The sequence below is a fragment of the Acidimangrovimonas pyrenivorans genome, assembly GCF_042643245.1.
In the GTDB taxonomy this organism is placed as follows: Bacteria; Pseudomonadota; Alphaproteobacteria; order Rhodobacterales; family Rhodobacteraceae; genus Acidimangrovimonas; species Acidimangrovimonas pyrenivorans.
Map to the genome: position 1 here is coordinate 89608 of NZ_JBHRSK010000017.1, position 14733 is coordinate 104340.

At 70.1% G+C, this 14733-nt stretch carries 13 protein-coding genes; all 13 read right to left on the reverse strand.

Annotated features, from left to right (window positions below; genetic code table 11):
• Positions 1 to 71: 71 nt before the first annotated feature.
• A complete protein-coding gene (locus ACFOES_RS18620) occupies positions 72 to 1154 on the reverse strand; it encodes a Zn-dependent alcohol dehydrogenase (RefSeq protein WP_377834880.1) in 1083 nt (360 codons plus the stop codon).
• Positions 1155 to 1190: 36 nt separating this feature from the next.
• Positions 1191 to 2414 carry an MFS transporter gene (locus ACFOES_RS18625; RefSeq protein WP_377834881.1) on the reverse strand — a complete coding sequence of 408 codons (1224 nt, stop codon included), beginning with the start codon at positions 2412 to 2414 and terminating at the stop codon, positions 1191 to 1193.
• 100 nt (positions 2415 to 2514) lie between these two features.
• Positions 2515 to 3855 (reverse strand): class-II fumarase/aspartase family protein, encoded by a 1341-nt coding sequence (locus tag ACFOES_RS18630; protein WP_377834882.1) that lies wholly within the window; start codon positions 3853 to 3855, stop codon positions 2515 to 2517.
• Complete coding sequence (locus tag ACFOES_RS18635; RefSeq protein ID WP_377834883.1) at positions 3855 to 4685, reverse strand: BKACE family enzyme; 831 nt, start codon at positions 4683 to 4685, stop codon at positions 3855 to 3857. Before ACFOES_RS18635 ends, ACFOES_RS18630 begins: the two co-directional genes overlap by 1 nt.
• A gap of 9 nt (positions 4686 to 4694) precedes the next feature.
• Complete coding sequence (locus ACFOES_RS18640) at positions 4695 to 5402, reverse strand: alpha/beta fold hydrolase (protein ID WP_377834884.1); 708 nt, start codon at positions 5400 to 5402, stop codon at positions 4695 to 4697.
• Positions 5403 to 5408: 6 nt separating this feature from the next.
• Positions 5409 to 6026, reverse strand: coding sequence for a protocatechuate 3,4-dioxygenase subunit alpha (gene pcaG / locus ACFOES_RS18645; RefSeq protein ID WP_377834885.1), 618 nt, complete (start codon positions 6024 to 6026; stop codon positions 5409 to 5411).
• Positions 6026 to 6757, reverse strand: coding sequence for a protocatechuate 3,4-dioxygenase subunit beta (gene pcaH / locus ACFOES_RS18650; protein ID WP_377834886.1), 732 nt, complete (start codon positions 6755 to 6757; stop codon positions 6026 to 6028). The genes pcaG and pcaH overlap by 1 nt, the downstream gene beginning before the upstream one ends.
• Positions 6750 to 7133: a 4-carboxymuconolactone decarboxylase gene (pcaC, locus tag ACFOES_RS18655; RefSeq protein ID WP_377834887.1), complete on the reverse strand. Its 384-nt coding sequence runs from the start codon at positions 7131 to 7133 to the stop codon at positions 6750 to 6752. The genes pcaH and pcaC overlap by 8 nt, the downstream gene beginning before the upstream one ends.
• The gene (gene pcaD / locus ACFOES_RS18660) at positions 7126 to 7914 is read right to left on the reverse strand and encodes a 3-oxoadipate enol-lactonase (RefSeq protein WP_377834888.1); all 789 of its coding nucleotides are present in this window, start codon (positions 7912 to 7914) and stop codon (positions 7126 to 7128) included. The genes pcaC and pcaD overlap by 8 nt, the downstream gene beginning before the upstream one ends.
• A gap of 31 nt (positions 7915 to 7945) precedes the next feature.
• Positions 7946 to 9112 carry a 4-hydroxybenzoate 3-monooxygenase gene (pobA, locus tag ACFOES_RS18665; RefSeq protein WP_377834889.1) on the reverse strand — a complete coding sequence of 389 codons (1167 nt, stop codon included), beginning with the start codon at positions 9110 to 9112 and terminating at the stop codon, positions 7946 to 7948.
• A gap of 81 nt (positions 9113 to 9193) precedes the next feature.
• Positions 9194 to 10738 carry a murein biosynthesis integral membrane protein MurJ gene (gene murJ / locus ACFOES_RS18670; protein WP_377834890.1) on the reverse strand — a complete coding sequence of 515 codons (1545 nt, stop codon included), beginning with the start codon at positions 10736 to 10738 and terminating at the stop codon, positions 9194 to 9196.
• Positions 10738 to 13557 carry a [protein-PII] uridylyltransferase gene (locus ACFOES_RS18675; protein ID WP_377834891.1) on the reverse strand — a complete coding sequence of 940 codons (2820 nt, stop codon included), beginning with the start codon at positions 13555 to 13557 and terminating at the stop codon, positions 10738 to 10740. Before ACFOES_RS18675 ends, murJ begins: the two co-directional genes overlap by 1 nt.
• Positions 13514 to 14701 (reverse strand): penicillin-binding protein activator, encoded by a 1188-nt coding sequence (locus ACFOES_RS18680; RefSeq protein WP_377834892.1) that lies wholly within the window; start codon positions 14699 to 14701, stop codon positions 13514 to 13516. Before ACFOES_RS18680 ends, ACFOES_RS18675 begins: the two co-directional genes overlap by 44 nt.
• Between the last annotated feature and the right edge of the window lie 32 nt (positions 14702 to 14733).

The window sequence follows — 14733 nt, forward strand, 5'->3', positions numbered from 1 at the left end:
AGAGCGCCGGGGGCTTTGCGCCCCCGGACCCCCGCAGGATATTTGGCTGAAGATGAAAGGGCGGGGCCCCTTCAGAAGGTGATGACGTTGCGGCGGGCGGTGCCGGACTTGGTGCTTTCGAAGGCCTCGTTGATCTGGTCCAGCGTGAAGCGGTTCGAGACCAGTTCGTCGAGCTTGAGCCGGCCCTGCTGGTAGAGATCGACCATCCAGCGGATGTCGCGCACCAGCACGGTGTCGCCCATCAGCGAGCCGACCATCTGCTGGCCGGTGGCGGCGAGGATGACCGGCTCGTAATTCGACTTGGCGCCGGAATGGGGCATGCCGACGGCCACCAGCCGGCCGCCGGGGGCGAGGTAGCGCGCGGCGGTGTCGTAGGCGGGGATGGCGCCGACGGTGACGAAGACGGCATCGGCGCCGCGGCCGGTGATCTTGCGTGCCGCCGACCACGGCTTGGGATCGGTGGCGAGGATGCCGTCGGTGGCGCCGAAGTCGCGGGCGGCGTCGAGTTTCTCCTGGCTCATGTCGACGGCGATGATGCGGCCGGCGCCGGCGATGCGGGCGCCCTGGATGGCGTTGAGGCCGACGCCGCCGGCGCCGATGACGACGACGGTCTCGCCGGCGCGGACGCCGCCGGTATTCACCACCGCGCCGATGCCGGTGATCACGCCGCAGGACAGCAGGCAGGCGGAGGAGGCCGGGATCTCGGCCGGGTAGGGGGCGATCTGGCTGGTCTTGACCACCATCTTCTCGGCAAAGGCGCCGCAGTTGAGGCCGCGGGCGAGGGTGCTGCCGTCGCCCATGCTGAGCGGGCCGTTATCGTTGTCGCGCGGGGTTTCGCAGCGCACCGGGTGGCCGGTGGCGCAGGCCGGGCAGGTGCCGCAGGACTGGATCAGGGTGGCGATCACGCTGTCGCCGGGCTTGTAGCCGGTCACGCCTTCGCCGGTGGCCGAGATCCTGCCCGCCGCCTCGTGGCCGTAGACCGCCGGCAGGGTGCCGCCCCATGCACCCTCGGCATAGGAGATGTCGGAATGGCAGATCGCCACGGCGTCGAGCGTGATCTCGACCTCGCCGGGGCCGGGCGGGGCCAGGTTGACCTCCTCGATCACCAGCGGCTCGTTGAAGGCGTGGCACACGGCGGCGCGGATTTTCTGCATCTCGGTCTCCTCTTTCCGGGGGCAGATGGTTTCGGCTCAGGCTAGGTCTTTCTCGGGGGCCGCTACGCGCGGGCCGGCGACATGAAGCAGGATGCAAACGACCAGCAGGACAGCCGCCAGCAGGAAGGGCGCCCCGGGAGCATAGACCGCCGCGCCGGGCCGCGTGAAGGCCGAGAATGTGGCGGTCATGATCAGCGGCGACAGGATCATCGAGACGGCCGACAGGCTGGCCAGCACGCCCTGCAGCTCGCCCTGGGCATCGTCGGGGGCGGCGCGCGAGGCCAGCGCCTGCAGCGCCGGGGTCGAGAGGCCGCCGAGCGCGGCAAAGGGCGTGAAGGCGAGCGCGGCGACGGGGCTGGTGACGACGCCGTAGAACAGGGCCGAGACGAGGTCGACCGCCATCCCGGCCGAGGCGGCGCGGGCCTCGCCGATACGGCGGATCGCCGGGCCGACCAGCAGCGCCTGCACCGCCATCATCGCCCCGCCATAGAGCGCCAGCGACAGCCCGACGGTGCCGGCGCCCCAGCCGAAGCGGGTGCGGCCGTAATAGGCCCAGATCGCCGGGTAGACGTAGCCGGCGACCGAGAGCAGCAGGAAGACGGCCATCAGCCGGGTCAGGCCGGGCAGCTTGCCGGCGGCGCGGAAGGCGCCCAGCGGGTTGGCGCGGGACCACCTGAACGGGCGGCGGATGCGGTCGGTGACGGTCTCGGGCAGGACGGCGAGGCCGAGCGCCAGGTTGGCCGCCGCCATCAGCGCGGCGCCGTAGAAGGGCGCGCGGGTGTCGAGCGCCGCCAGCAGCCCGCCGATCAGCGGCCCGAGGATGAAGCCCATGCCGAAGCCGGCGCCGATCAGGCCGAAGTTGCGGCCGCGGTCCTCGGGGGCTGAGATGTCGGCGACATAGGCCGCGGCGGTCGAATGGGTGGCGGCGGTGATCCCCGCCAGCAGGCGCCCGGCCAGCAGCAGCCAGACCGAGCCGGCCAGCGCCATCACCAGGTAGTCGGCCGCCATCACCGCCAGCGCCGTCAGCATCACCGGGCGGCGGCCGTAGCGGTCCGAGAGGTTGCCGACGACGGGGCCGAAGAGGAATTGCATCACCGCGAAGGAGGTCGCCAGCACCCCGCCCCAGACCGCCGCCTGCGACAGGTCTCCGCCGGTCACTTCCTCGATCAGCTGCGGCATGACCGGGAAGATCAGCCCGATGCCGATGGAATCGAGCGTGACCGTGATCAGCACGAAGATCAGGGCGGCGCGGTTTTGCATGGCGTCCTACGCAGGCCGGGCAAGTTCGGGGAGCCTAGGCGGCCCGGGCCGGGCTGTGAAGCGGTCGGGTGGGGCGCGACGCGACGTCAGTTTCGCCGGGTCAGGACGGCCGGGGCAGGGCGGCGGCCATCGCGGCGAAGGCACGGGCCTCGGCCGGGGCCTGGCCGAGCTGGGCCTCGGGCGCCAGCGCGGCGGCCCAGTCGGTGCCGGGCCAGCGTTGCGCGGCCAGCTCGGCCAGCGGCGTGCCGGTTGCGCGCGCCTCCTTCGCCAGCGCCTTGACCGCCGCCTGCGCCTCGGGCCGGGGCATCTCGCGCGCCAGCAGGAAGGACAGCGCCTCGGCATGGATCAGGCCGAGCCCGCCTTCCAGCGTTTCCAGCATCCGGTCGGTGCGCGGGGCGATCCCCTCGGCCAGCGCCAGCGCCACGGCCAGCCCGCGGGCGGTGCCGAGCACGAGCTGCGGCAGCGACATCCATTCGACCAGCCAGGCGGTGGCGTCGCGCTGGGCCTGATGGACCGCTGCGCCCTGCACATTGGCGTTCAGCCCGACCGCCTGCCGCGCCAGCGCCACCAGCAGCGAGGGCGCCACCGGGTTGACCTTCTGCGGCATGGTCGAAGAGCCGCCGCCGGTCGGCAGGGCGATCTCCTCGATCCCCGATTGGGTCAGCGTCACCAGGTCTTCGCCGAGCTTGCCGAGCGTGGCCGAGACGCCCGCCAGCCAGCCGGCGCATTCGGCGATGCCGTCGCGGGTCGCGTGCCAGCTCGCGCCCGGATCGGCGAGGCCGAGCAGGCGGGCGAGTTCCGCCCGCACCTCCGGCCCCTTCTCCCCCATCGCGCCCAGGGTTCCGGCGGCGCCCGACAGCGAGACGGTCAGCAGCCGGGGCCGCAGCTCGTTCAGCCGCTCGAGGTGACGGATCAGCGGCATCCCCCAGGACGCGACCACGGCGCCGAAGCTGGTCGGCGTCGCCGCCTGGCCGTAGGTGCGGCCGGTCATCGGCGTCCCGGCATGGGCCTGGGCCAGCTGGCCGAGCGCGGTGACGGTGACCACCAGCCGCGCCTCGCAGATCGCCAGCGCCTGGCGCAGGCGCAGGATCAGGGCGGTGTCCATGATGTCCTGGCTGGTCGCGCCCCAATGCAGGTATTGCGCATGCTCGGGCGCCTCCAGCGCCTTGCGCGTGGCCGCCACCAGCGCCGGGACGCAGACCGCGTCATTGCCGGTCTGGGCCGCCAGCCCGGCCGGGTCGATCTGGACCTCGTGGCAGGCGCGGTGCAGGAAGGCGGCGCTGACCTCGGGGATCACGCCGAGGCCGCCCTGCGCCTTGGCCAGCGCGCCCTCGACCAGCAGCATCGCCCGGACCTCGGCCGTGTCGGTGAACAGCCGCCCGGCCTCGGCATCGCCGAACAGCTCGCGGAACATCGCGCTGTCGAGGGGCGAGGCCGGCATCAGGCGCTCCGCAGCCCGAGGATTTCGCGCGCCTGCGCCGGGGTGGCGACCGGCCGGTCGTACTTGGCGCAGAGCGTCGCCGCCCGTTCCACCAGCGCCGCGTTCGAGGGCGCCAAAGTGTTGCGGTCGAGCCGGACATTATCCTCGAGCCCGGTGCGGGTGTGGCCGCCGGCGGCGATCGACCATTCGTTGACCAGGATCTGCCCGGCGCCGACCCCGGCACCGCACCATTGCGCGTCGGGCGCCAGCCGCTTGAGCGTGTGCACGTAGAAGTCGAAGACCTCCTTGTCGACCGGCATCGCGTTCATCACGCCCATGACGAACTGGATGTAGAGCGGCTTCTTCAGCCGGCCGTCCGCGCTCATCTTCACCGCCTGGAAGATGTGCGACAGGTCGAAGGCCTCGATCTCGGGTTTGACGTCGTATTTCAGCATCTCCGAGGCCAGCCAGTCGACCAGCTCGGGCGGGTTCTCGTAGACCCGGGTCGGGAAGTTGTTCGAGCCGACCGAGAGCGAGGCCATGTCTGGCCGCAGCGGCAGCATGCCGCCGCGCGCCTGCCCGGCGCCCGAGCGGCCGCCAGTCGACAGCTGGACGATCATGCCCGGGCAATGCTTCTCGATCCCCTCCTTCAGCGCCGCGAACTTGTCGGGGTCCGAGGTCGGCGTCTGGTCGTCGTTGCGGACGTGGCAATGGGCGATCGACGCCCCGGCCTCATAGGCGGCCTGGGTGCTTTCGACCTGCTCGGCGATGGTGACGGGAACGGCCGGGTTGTCCTCCTTGCGGGGGACCGATCCGGTGATGGCGACGCAGATGATGCAGGGATTCGACATGGTCTTCCTTCACAGCGCGGCCAGGATCTCCGAGAGGGCCGCCGGTCGTGTCAGTTGCGGCAGGTGGCCGCAATCGAGCGTGAACCTCTCGGCACAGGGGCTCGCGGCCTCCATAGCCTGCTGCAACGGATATGTCACGGTGCGGTCCTCGGTGCAGAAGACATAGGCCCGGGGCAAGCTGCCGAAGCGGGCCTCGGTCAGGTCCACCCGGTCGGTCTGACCCTTGTTCGGCTGGGGCACGAAGCGGGTCATCGCCTGCGCCCGCTGCTCGGGCGTGGCATCCTGGAACAGCGCGTCCGCCGCCTGCTCCGGCACCAGAACGGTGGCGCCGGGCTGGTCGGCCGGGCGCACGGCATCGGCAACGCCGCGCGTCTGCTGCGTCTTGATCAGGTCGAGCAGAGACTGGCCCGAGCGCGGCAGCAGGGCGGCGACATAGACCAGCTTGCGCACGGCCTCGGGCGCCAGATCGGCCGCCGCCGAGATCACCATGCCGCCCATCGAGTGGCCGACCAGCAGCGCCGGCGCGCCCTCCGCCGCGATGCCGGCGACATGGGCGGCGTAATCGGCCATCCCGACCTCGCCCGGCGCCTTTCCGTCGGCGCCGTGGCCGGGCAGGGTGACGGCGGTGACGTCATGGCCCGCCGCGGTGAGCAGGGGCGCGACGGCCTCCCAGGTGCGCCCGTCGCTCCAGGCGCCGTGAACAAGGATGATACGCATCGGACCTCAGATGTCGAAGAACACGGTTTCGTCGGGGCCCTGCAGCACGACGTCGAAACGGTAGGCGCCGGGGCCGGTCTTTTTCGCCAGCAGGGTCGGGATGCGTCCCTTGTGCTCGATCCGGGCCAGCACCGGGCATTCGGCGTTGGCCGCCTCCTCGTCCTCGAAATAGATCCGGGTCTGCAGCCCGATATTGATCCCGCGCGCCACGACCCAGAGCGAGATATGCGGCGCCATCAGCCCGCCGGAGGGATGCGGCACCCGGCCCGGCTTGATCGTTTCCAGCGTCCAGTCGCCGCTGTCGAAATCGGCGATGATCCGGGCCCAGCCGGTGACGTTGGGATCGGCCTGTCCGCGCTTCTCGTTCGGCGCCGGGTAGAGCCCGTCGGCATCGGCCTGCCAGCTTTCGATCAGCGCGTCGCGCAGCAACATGCCGGCGCCGTCGCGGACATGGCCGGTGACGGTGATGCGCTCGCCCTTGGCGCCGTCGCGGATCGGCGAGGTGCCGAGGTCGGACGGGTAGATGCCGGCATTGCCCAGGGCGTTCGGTGTCAGGCCGATATGGACGTAAGGCCCGGCGGTCTGCGACGGCGTCTCGGGCAGGTAGGGGAGTTTCTGGACCATCACATGCCCTCCGGCCGGTTTTCGAAGAAGGTCTGGCGGCGGCCGCGCAGCACGATGTCGAAGCGGTAGGCGAGGCAGTCCATCGGGATCGCCGCGCTCATGTCGAGCGGCGCGACCAGTTGTTCGACCGCCGAGCGGTCCTTGATCGTGTTGACGATCGGGCAGCGGGCGATCAGCGGGTCGCCCTCGAAATACATCTGGGTGATCAGGCGCTGGCCGAAACCCGAGCCGAAGACCGAGACGTGGATATGCATCGGCCGCCAGTCGTTGACCCCGTTGGGCCAGGGATAGGCGCCGGGGCGGATGGTGAGGAACTCGTATTCGCCGCGCTCGTTGGTCACGGTCCGGCCGCAGCCGCCGAAATTGGGGTCGAGCGGGGCGGCATAGCCGTCCTTCTTGTGGCGGTAGCGGCCACCCGCGTTCGCCTGCCAGATCTCCAGCAGCACGCCCGGCACCGCCCGGCCCTGATCGTCGGTCACGCGGCCGTGCATGATGATGCGCTCGCCGATCGCCGGCTGGCCGGTGAAGTTGAGGATCAGGTTGTTGTCCATCTCGCCCAGCATGTCGCGGCCGAAGACCGGGCCGGTCTCCTCGCTCAGCGTCGAGCCGGTGGCGATCAGGGCACGCGAGGGCGCGCGGGTGACCGAGGTCTTGTAGCCCGGCGTGTAGGCCGGCGGGTGCCAGAGCCGGTCGCGGGACACCAGCGGCCCGGTGGTGGGGGCGTCAGTCATCGGTTTCCTCCATTTCGGCCAGGATTTCGCGCGCCAGCTTGAAGGCGTGGTTGGCGCGCGGCACCCCGGCATAGATCGCGACATGCAGCAGCACCTCGCGGATGTCCTCGGCCGAGGCGCCGGTATTGGCGGTGGCGCGCAGGTGCAGGGCGAATTCTTCCCAGTTGCCCAGGCCCGCCAGCAGCGCCAGCGTGATCATCGAGCGTTCGCGCGGCGGGATCGTGTCGCGCGACCAGACATGGCCCCAGGCCGCCTCGGTGATCAGGTCGACGAAGGGGGTGTCGAAATCGGTCCCGGTCTGCTGGCTGCGGTTGACGTGGTCGTCGCCCAGCGTGCGGCGGCGGGTGGCTTCGCCCTGCTTGCGGCGCTCAGACATGGCCGGTCTCCTTGAGGAATTGGGTCAGCACCTCGGCATATTCGGCGGGCTTCTCGACGCAGGGCAGGTGGCCGGCGCCGCGGATCAGGTGGAAGCGGCTGCCCTTGACCAGATCGGCGGTCTCGCGCACCAGGTCGGGCGGGGTCGAGCCGTCCTCGGAGCCGGCGATGGCCAGCGTCGGCAGGGCGAGGCCCGAGGTCGGGGTGTAGAAATCGGTGCCCGAGATCGCGGCCGAGCAGCCGGCATAGCCTTCCACCGGCTGGCGGATCAGCATGTTGCGCCAGCCGGTGAATTCGGGCGTGTCGCGGAAGGGCTTGGTGAACCAGCGTTCGAGGATGCCCTCGGCCAACGCCTCGATGCCGCCGTCGAGCACGCCCTGGATCCGGCTCTCCCACATTTCCTTGGTGCCGATCTTGGCGGCGGTGTTCGACAGCACCATCGCCCGGACCTGGTCGAGCCGCTTCACCGCCAGCCCCTGGGCGATCATGCCGCCGATCGATAGGCCGACGAAGACGCAGTCGCGGATCTCCAGCGCGTCCAGCAGCCGCTCGGCATCGCGCACCAGCGTGCCCATCGCATAGGGGCCGGGCGGGCAATCGGTCAGGCCGTGGCCGCGCTTGTCGTAGCGGATGATCCGCAGGCCGGCGGGCAGCAGCGGCACCACCTTGTCCCAGAGCCGCAGGTCGGTGCCCAGCGAGTTGGCGAAGACCACCGGCGCGCCTTTCGGGTCGCCGTCCTCGCGGTAATGGATGCGGATGTCGTCGAGATCGCAGATCTGCATGGGCGTCTCCCTTGGAACCTTCAGGACGGCGTCAGAATGGCAGGCCGATATAGTTCTCGGCCAGCGCCGTGCGGGCCGCCACCGAATGCTCAAGATAGTCCATTTCGCTGTCGCGGATACGCTGGTCGAACTCGGTCTGGTTCGGGAAGCGGTGCAGCAGCGTCGTCATCCACCACGAGAAACGGATCGCCTTCCACACCCGGGCCAGCGCGGTCGCCGAATAGCCCTCGATCAGCGTGTCGTCGCCGGTCCTGTAATGGGCGATCAGCGCCTCCGACAGGTAGTGGACGTCGGACACGGCCAGGTTCAACCCCTTGGCGCCGGTGGGCGGCACGATATGGGCGGCGTCGCCGGCCAGGAACAGCTTGCCCCAGCGCATCGGCTCGGCGACGAAGCTGCGCAGCGGGGCGATGGATTTCTCGATCGACGGGCCGGTGACCAGGGTTTCGGCCGCGTCATGCGGGATGCGGCGTCTCAACTCGTCCCAGAAGGCATCGTCGGTCCATTTCTCGACCGTGTCCTCCAGCGGCACCTGCAGGTAGTAGCGGCTGAGATTGGCGTTGCGCATCGAGCAGAGTGCGAAGCCGCGGTCGTGGTTGGCGTAGATCAGCTCGTCCGAGACCGGCGGCGTTTCCGACAGGATACCGAGCCAGCCGAAGGGATAGACCTTTTCGTAGGTCTTCAGCAGGCTTTCCGGCATCGCCGCCCGGCTGGGGCCGTGGAAGCCGTCGCAGCCGGCGATGTAGTCGCAGTCGATCCGGTGCTCGGTGCCGTCCTTGATGTAGGTGACGTGGGGGCTGTCGGGCAGGCCGTGCAGGGTCACGCCCTCGGCCTCGTCGATCACCGTGCCGCCCATCGCGTCGCGCGCGTCGTAAAGGTCGCGCGTCACCTCGGTCTGGCCGTAGACCATCACCGGGTGGCCGGTCAGGCCCTTGAAGTCGACGCGGAAGCCGCGATTGCGCGAGGCGAGGTAGGTGCCGTCATGGACGAAGCCCTCGCGCTGCATCCGTTCGCCGAGCCCGGCGGCGTCGAGCATCCGCACGCTGCCCCATTCCAGCACGCCGGCGCGGATCCGGCCGAGCACGTAGGCGCGGCTGCGCCGTTCCAGCACCACCGAATCGATCCCGGCCCGGTGCAGGATATGCGACAGGAGCAGACCCGACGGCCCGCCCCCGATGATACAAATCTGGGTGCGCATTCCATTCCTCCCGCGGCAACTCTGTCGCAGGTAGTTGGCGATGTCAACTATATCGCGGTCACGGTTTCAGGCGTGATCCGCTCAGCCGCCGCGGCGCAGGGCCGAGCGGAAGTCGGACAGCCGGAACGCCCCGATCGCGGCGCCGATGCCGAAATAGCTGACCACGCCGACGCCGATCAGGATCAGCAGGGCGAGGTATTTCAGCGCCCCGGCGGCCAGCATCCCCTCGAGCTCCATCATCGTGACGAACAGGCACAGCCCCATCCCGGCCGAGGCCAGCACGATGCGCGGCGCGCGGCGGCGGAAGCGTTCGTCGAGGCCCGCCGCCGGCCCCATCGCGCGCGAGCCGGACCAGAGCTGCCAGACCATCGCCCAGCCCGCCAGCGTCGTCCCCAGGGCGGCGGCGATGAAGCCGAGGAAGGGGGCGAGGCCGAGTGCCAGCGCCGCGTTCACCACCATCGCGACGACGGCATAGTAGAACGGCCGCCGCGTGTCCTCGCGGGCGAAGAACAGCGGCTGCAGCACCTTCTGCAGCACGAAGGCGGGCAGCCCGGCGCCGTAGACCGAGACCGCCAGCGCCGTCGGCGGCACGTCGGCGGCGGTGAAGCGGCCGCGCTCGAACAGGACGTGGATCAGCGGCATCGGGATGACGATCAGGGCGACGGCGGCGGGCACGGTCAGCGCCAGCGCGAACTCGGTCGCGCGGCTGAACGAGGCCCGGCCGCCGGCGACGTCGCCGGCCTTGAGCTTGCGGGCGAGGTCGGGCAGCAGCACCACGCCGATGGCGATGGCGACGACGCCGAGGGGAAGCTGGTAGAGCCGGTCGGCATTGTAGAGCCAGGCGACGGCATTGCCGAAATAGCTGGCCACCTGGCGGCCGATCAGCAGGTTCACCTGGACCACGCCGCCGGCCAGCATCGCCGGCGCCGCGATCCGCGCCAGCCGCTTCATCTCGGGCGTCAGCCGCGGCAGCCGCGGCGTCAGCCGGAACCCGGCCCGCGCCGCCGCGATCCAGACCAGCCCGAGCTGGGCGACGCCGGCCACCGGCACCGTCCAGGCCAAGGTCAGGCCGAAGGGCCAGCCCAGGATATCGGCCCCGGCCAGGGCCGAGATGAACAACACGTTGAGCAGCACCGGCGCGGCGGCGGCGGCGGTGAAGCGGCCGGCGGCGTTGAGCACGCCCGAGCACAGCGCGGCGAGCGAGATGAACAGGATATAGGGAAAGGCGATGCGACCGAACTGCACCGCCATGGCGAAGCGGTCGTCGCCGGCGAAGCCCGAGGCCATCGCCAGCACCAGCCACGGCATCGCCAGCTGGGCGAGCAGGGTGAAGGCGATCAGCAGCGTCGACAGCCCCGAGAAAGCGTCGCGGGCGAAGCCCTCGGCATCCTCCTCGCCCTCCAGCCGCTTCGAGAACATCGGCACGAAGGCCATGTTGAAGGCGCCCTCGGCGAAGAAGCGGCGGAACATGTTGGGCAGCGAGAAGGCGATGATGAAGGCCTGCGCCACCGGCCCGGCGCCGAGATAGGCGGCGATCAGGATGTCGCGGACGAAGCCCAGCAGGCGGCTTGCCAGGGTCCAGCCGCCGACGGTGACGAACCCCTTCACCAGACGGATCGGCTGCATCAGCCCTGGGCCCTCTCGGCGCCCTTGGCGATGGCTTCGCGCAGCTTGCGCTCCAGCGCCTCCTGCTTCGGCTTGGCGTGCAGTTTCAACCCGAACATGTCCTTGACGTAAAAGCTGTCGACCACCTGAGCGCCATAGGTCGCGATGACGGCCGAGGCAATGTAAATGTTGTTGCTCGCCAGGGTCCGGGTCAGGTCGTAGAGCAGCCCCGGCCGGTCGCGGGTGTCGACCTCGATGATGGTGTAGATCTCCGAGCCCTCGTTGTCGAAGGCGATCGAGGTCGGGAAGCGGAACTCGCGCTCGCGCTTCTTCAGCTTGTCGCGATCCTTCAGTGCCTCGCGCGCCACCACCTCGCCCTTCAGGGTCTTGTCGATCATCTGCTTGAGGCGCGGCAGGCGCTCGGTCTCGTAGGGGTGGCCCTCGGCGTCCTGGATCCAGAACACCGCGGTGGCATAGCCGTCCTTCGAGGTATAGGTGCGCGCGTCGACGACGTTGGCGCCGACCAGCGCCAGCGCCCCGGCGAGGCGCGAGAAGATGCCGGGATGGTCGGCCAGCGCGAAGCAGGCGCGGGTGGCGTCGTGATCGGCGTCGAGATGCAGGTCGATGCGGATCTCGCTCTCCGGCAGGTCGCGCAGCAGGTTGGCGAAGACGACGTGGGTGTCGGTCGACAAGCCCTGCCAGTAGGGGCCGTAATGGCGCGCGGTCTCGGCCCGCAGGTCCTTGCGGTCCCAGTCGGCCAGCGCCTCGCGCAGCTGCCGCTTGGCCTCGTTCTCGCGCTTGTCGCGGTTGAGGTCCTCGAGCCCGGTTTCCAGCGCCTGCGCGGTGTCGCCGTAGAGCTTGCGCAGCAGCATGGCCTTCCAGTTGTTCCACGTCCCCGGGCCGACGCCGCGGATGTCGCAGACGGTCAGCACCGTCAGCAGGTCGAGCCGCTTCTTGGTCTTCACCAGCTTGGCGAAGGCGCGCACGGTGCGCGGGTCGGAAATGTCGCGCTTCTGCGCCATGTCCGACATCAGCAGGTGATAGCGCACCAGCCATTCGACCGTGTCGCTCTCTTCCGCGTTCAGCCCCAGACGCGGCGCCAGCCGGCGGGCGATCTGGGCGCCGATCACCGAATGATCCTCGGGCCGGCCCTTGCCGATGTCGTGCAGCAGCAGCGCGACATAGATCACCTTGCGGTTCACGCCCTCCTTGAGGATGCGGCTGGCGATCGGCAGCTCCTCGACCAGTTCCCCGCGCTCGATCTGGGCCAGGGTCGAGATGCACTGGATGGTATGCTCGTCGACCGTGTAGTGGTGGTAGACGTTGAACTGCATCATCGCGATGATGCGCTCGAATTCCGGGATGAAGGCGCCCAGCACGCCGAGCTCGTTCATCCGCCGCAGCGCCCGCTCGGGGTTGCCGTGCTTGAGCAGCAGGCCGAGGAAGATGCGGTTGGCGATCTTGTCCTCGCGCATCTCGTCGTCGATCATGTCGAGATGGGCCGAGACCAGCCGCATCGCGTCCGGGTGCAGCAGGTGGCCGGTGCGCAGCCCCTCCTCGAAGATCCGCAGCAGGTTGAGCTTGTCCGACAGGAAGGCTTCCTCGTCGGCGATGGCGAGCCGGTTCTGCACCAGCACCATGCCCTCGCGCAGCTTGCGCCGGCGGCGGAAGAAGCGGGTCAGGGCGGGGGCGGTCTTGACGTGCTGGGCCTCGAGCTTGGTCAGGAAGATGCGGGTGATCTCGCCGACCTTGGTGGCCTGGCGGAAATAGTCCTGCATGAAGATCTCGACCGCCCGGCGGCCGCCGGCATCGGCGTATCCCATGCGTTCGGCGACCTCGACCTGCAGGTCGAAGGTCAGCTGGTCCATCGCCCGGCCGGTGATGTAATGCAGGTGGCAGCGCACCGCCCAGAGGAAATTCTCGGCCTGGGCGAAGGCGGCGTATTCCTCGGGCAGCAGCACGCCGAGATCGACCAGTTCCGCCGCCTTGTCGACGCCGTGCAGGTATTTCGCGATCCAGTAGAGCGTCTGCAGGTCGCGCAGCCCGCCCTTGCCCTCCTTGACGTTGGGCTCGAGCACGTAGCGCTGGCCGCCCTGGCGCTTGTGGCGCTCGGCCCGCTCGGCCAGCTTGGCCTCGATGAACTCCGGCCCGGTATTGCGGAACAGGTCGCTCCAAAGCTTGTCCTTCAGCTCCTGCGCCAGCGCCGCGTCGCCGGCCAGGAAGCGGTGTTCCAGCAGGGCGGTGCGGATGGTGATGTCCTCCTTGCCCAGCCGGATGCAGTCGGCCACCGTGCGGGTCGAATGGCCGACCTTCAGTCGCAGGTCCCACAGGATGTAGAGCATCGATTCGACCAGGCTCTCGGCCCAGCCGGTCAGCTTCCACGGGATCAGGAACAGCAGGTCGATATCGGAATGCGGCGCCATCTCGGCCCGGCCGTAGCCGCCGACCGCCAGCAGCGCGATGCGCTCGCCCTCGGTCGGGTTGGGGCGCGGATGGAGGTGGGTCTGGGCGACATGCAGCGCCGCGTTCACCAGCCCGTCGGTCAGGTAGGCCTGGCCCGAGATCAATTCGCGCGCCGCGCGCGGGCGCTCGGCGAAGGCCGCCGACAGCGCCGCGTTGCCGGCCTTGCGGGCGGTCGTCAGCACGCGGACCGCCTCGGCCCGCAGCGCCTTGGGGTCGGTGGTGTCGGCAGCGGCCAGCGCCGCGTCGATCTCGGCGATCACCCGCGGGGCGTCGAAAATCTCCTCGGCCGGGCGGATCAGCGCGTCGGGCGCCGGCTGGCGGGCGGGGGCCGGGTCAGAACCCGGCGCCGGCGCCAAAGCTTCTTGGGGCGGGGTCAATCACGTTTACCTGGTTATTGACGATCTGGGCGACGGCGAGGCCGCGCTCGTTGGTGCCGTCGGGCAGCAGCCGGAAGATGCCGCCGACGCCGACGAAGCCGGCCGACTGGGTCAGCGCCCGGGCGGTCAGCGCGTCGGCCTTGCCGGCCTTGACCAGCGCCCCGATCGCGGCGATGCCGTCATAGGCCAGCCCGGTGATCGGCAGCGGCGGGCCGCCGAAGGCGGTGGCGTAGCGGCTGGCGAATTGCTGGCTCAGGCCCGGATCGGGCAGCGCGAACCAGCCGTTCTGGACGCCGGGTAGCGACAGGGTCGAGGCCGGGATGTCCCAGCGGGTCAGGCCGATGAACTGGGTGACCTTGGGGTCGACATGGTTCTCGGTCAGGATCTGGGTAACCAGCGGCAGGGCGCCGGCGGTATTGGCGGTGAAGAACACCGCCTCGGCGCCGCTGTTCTGGATGTCCTTGGCGATGCCGGGCGCGGCGTCGAGCACGCCCTTCTGCGAGAACGCGTAGGAATCCGAGCCCGCCAGCGTCGCCCCGTTTGCCTGGATCGCGCCCGAGATCGCCGCCTGCCCGGCCATGCCGGCGGTGGTGCCGTCATGGACGATCATGATGTTGCCGCGCCCCTGCGCGACGGCGTAGCGCACCAGCCGGTTGGCGGTGTTGCGGAAGGTCGGGCCGAGGATGAAGACATTGCCGCCGGCGATGGCGGCATTGTTCGAGAAGCTGAGCACGTTGACATTGCGGCCGGCGACCGCCAGACCCGCGGCATTGGCCGACTGGGCATAGACCGGGCCGAGGATGATCTTGGCGCCCTCGTCGACCGCCTTGGTCGCCATCGCGGCGGCCTGGGCCGGCTGGCCGGCGGTGGAATAGACGCGCAGGTCGATCTTGACGCCGTCGAGATCCGAGATCGCCAGCCGGGCGGCGTTCTCGAGGCTCTGGGCCAGCACCTCGTCGCCGGCCTGGCCCGAGCCCGAGGGCACCAGCAGCGCCACCGGCACCGGGGCGCCGGTATTGATCATCTGGCCGCCGCCGGTCGTGCCGGGCACGCAGGCGGCCAGAGCCAGGACCGAGAACAGGGCGGTGACGACAAGGGCGAGACGGGCCAATGACTTGCGGGCGAAACCCAGAACGGCGAACATCAGACTTTCGGCTCCCGGAATTGGCGGATGGT

Bases quoted from the DNA above. Each gene is read 5' to 3' on its own strand.
- ACFOES_RS18620 (WP_377834880.1), bottom strand. From the start codon at position 1,154: ATGCAGAAAATCCGCGCCGCCGTGTGCCACGCCTTCAACGAGCCGCTG.
- ACFOES_RS18625 (WP_377834881.1), bottom strand. From the start codon at position 2,414: ATGCAAAACCGCGCCGCCCTGATCTTCGTGCTGATCACGGTCACGCTC.
- ACFOES_RS18630 (WP_377834882.1), bottom strand. From the start codon at position 3,855: ATGCCGGCCTCGCCCCTCGACAGCGCGATGTTCCGCGAGCTGTTCGGC.
- ACFOES_RS18635 (WP_377834883.1), bottom strand. From the start codon at position 4,685: ATGTCGAATCCCTGCATCATCTGCGTCGCCATCACCGGATCGGTCCCC.
- ACFOES_RS18640 (WP_377834884.1), bottom strand. From the start codon at position 5,402: ATGCGTATCATCCTTGTTCACGGCGCCTGGAGCGACGGGCGCACCTGG.
- pcaG (WP_377834885.1), bottom strand. From the start codon at position 6,026: ATGGTCCAGAAACTCCCCTACCTGCCCGAGACGCCGTCGCAGACCGCC.
- pcaH (WP_377834886.1), bottom strand. From the start codon at position 6,757: ATGACTGACGCCCCCACCACCGGGCCGCTGGTGTCCCGCGACCGGCTC.
- pcaC (WP_377834887.1), bottom strand. From the start codon at position 7,133: ATGTCTGAGCGCCGCAAGCAGGGCGAAGCCACCCGCCGCCGCACGCTG.
- pcaD (WP_377834888.1), bottom strand. From the start codon at position 7,914: ATGCAGATCTGCGATCTCGACGACATCCGCATCCATTACCGCGAGGAC.
- pobA (WP_377834889.1), bottom strand. From the start codon at position 9,112: ATGCGCACCCAGATTTGTATCATCGGGGGCGGGCCGTCGGGTCTGCTC.
- murJ (WP_377834890.1), bottom strand. From the start codon at position 10,738: ATGCAGCCGATCCGTCTGGTGAAGGGGTTCGTCACCGTCGGCGGCTGG.
- ACFOES_RS18680 (WP_377834892.1), bottom strand. From the start codon at position 14,701: ATGTTCGCCGTTCTGGGTTTCGCCCGCAAGTCATTGGCCCGTCTCGCC.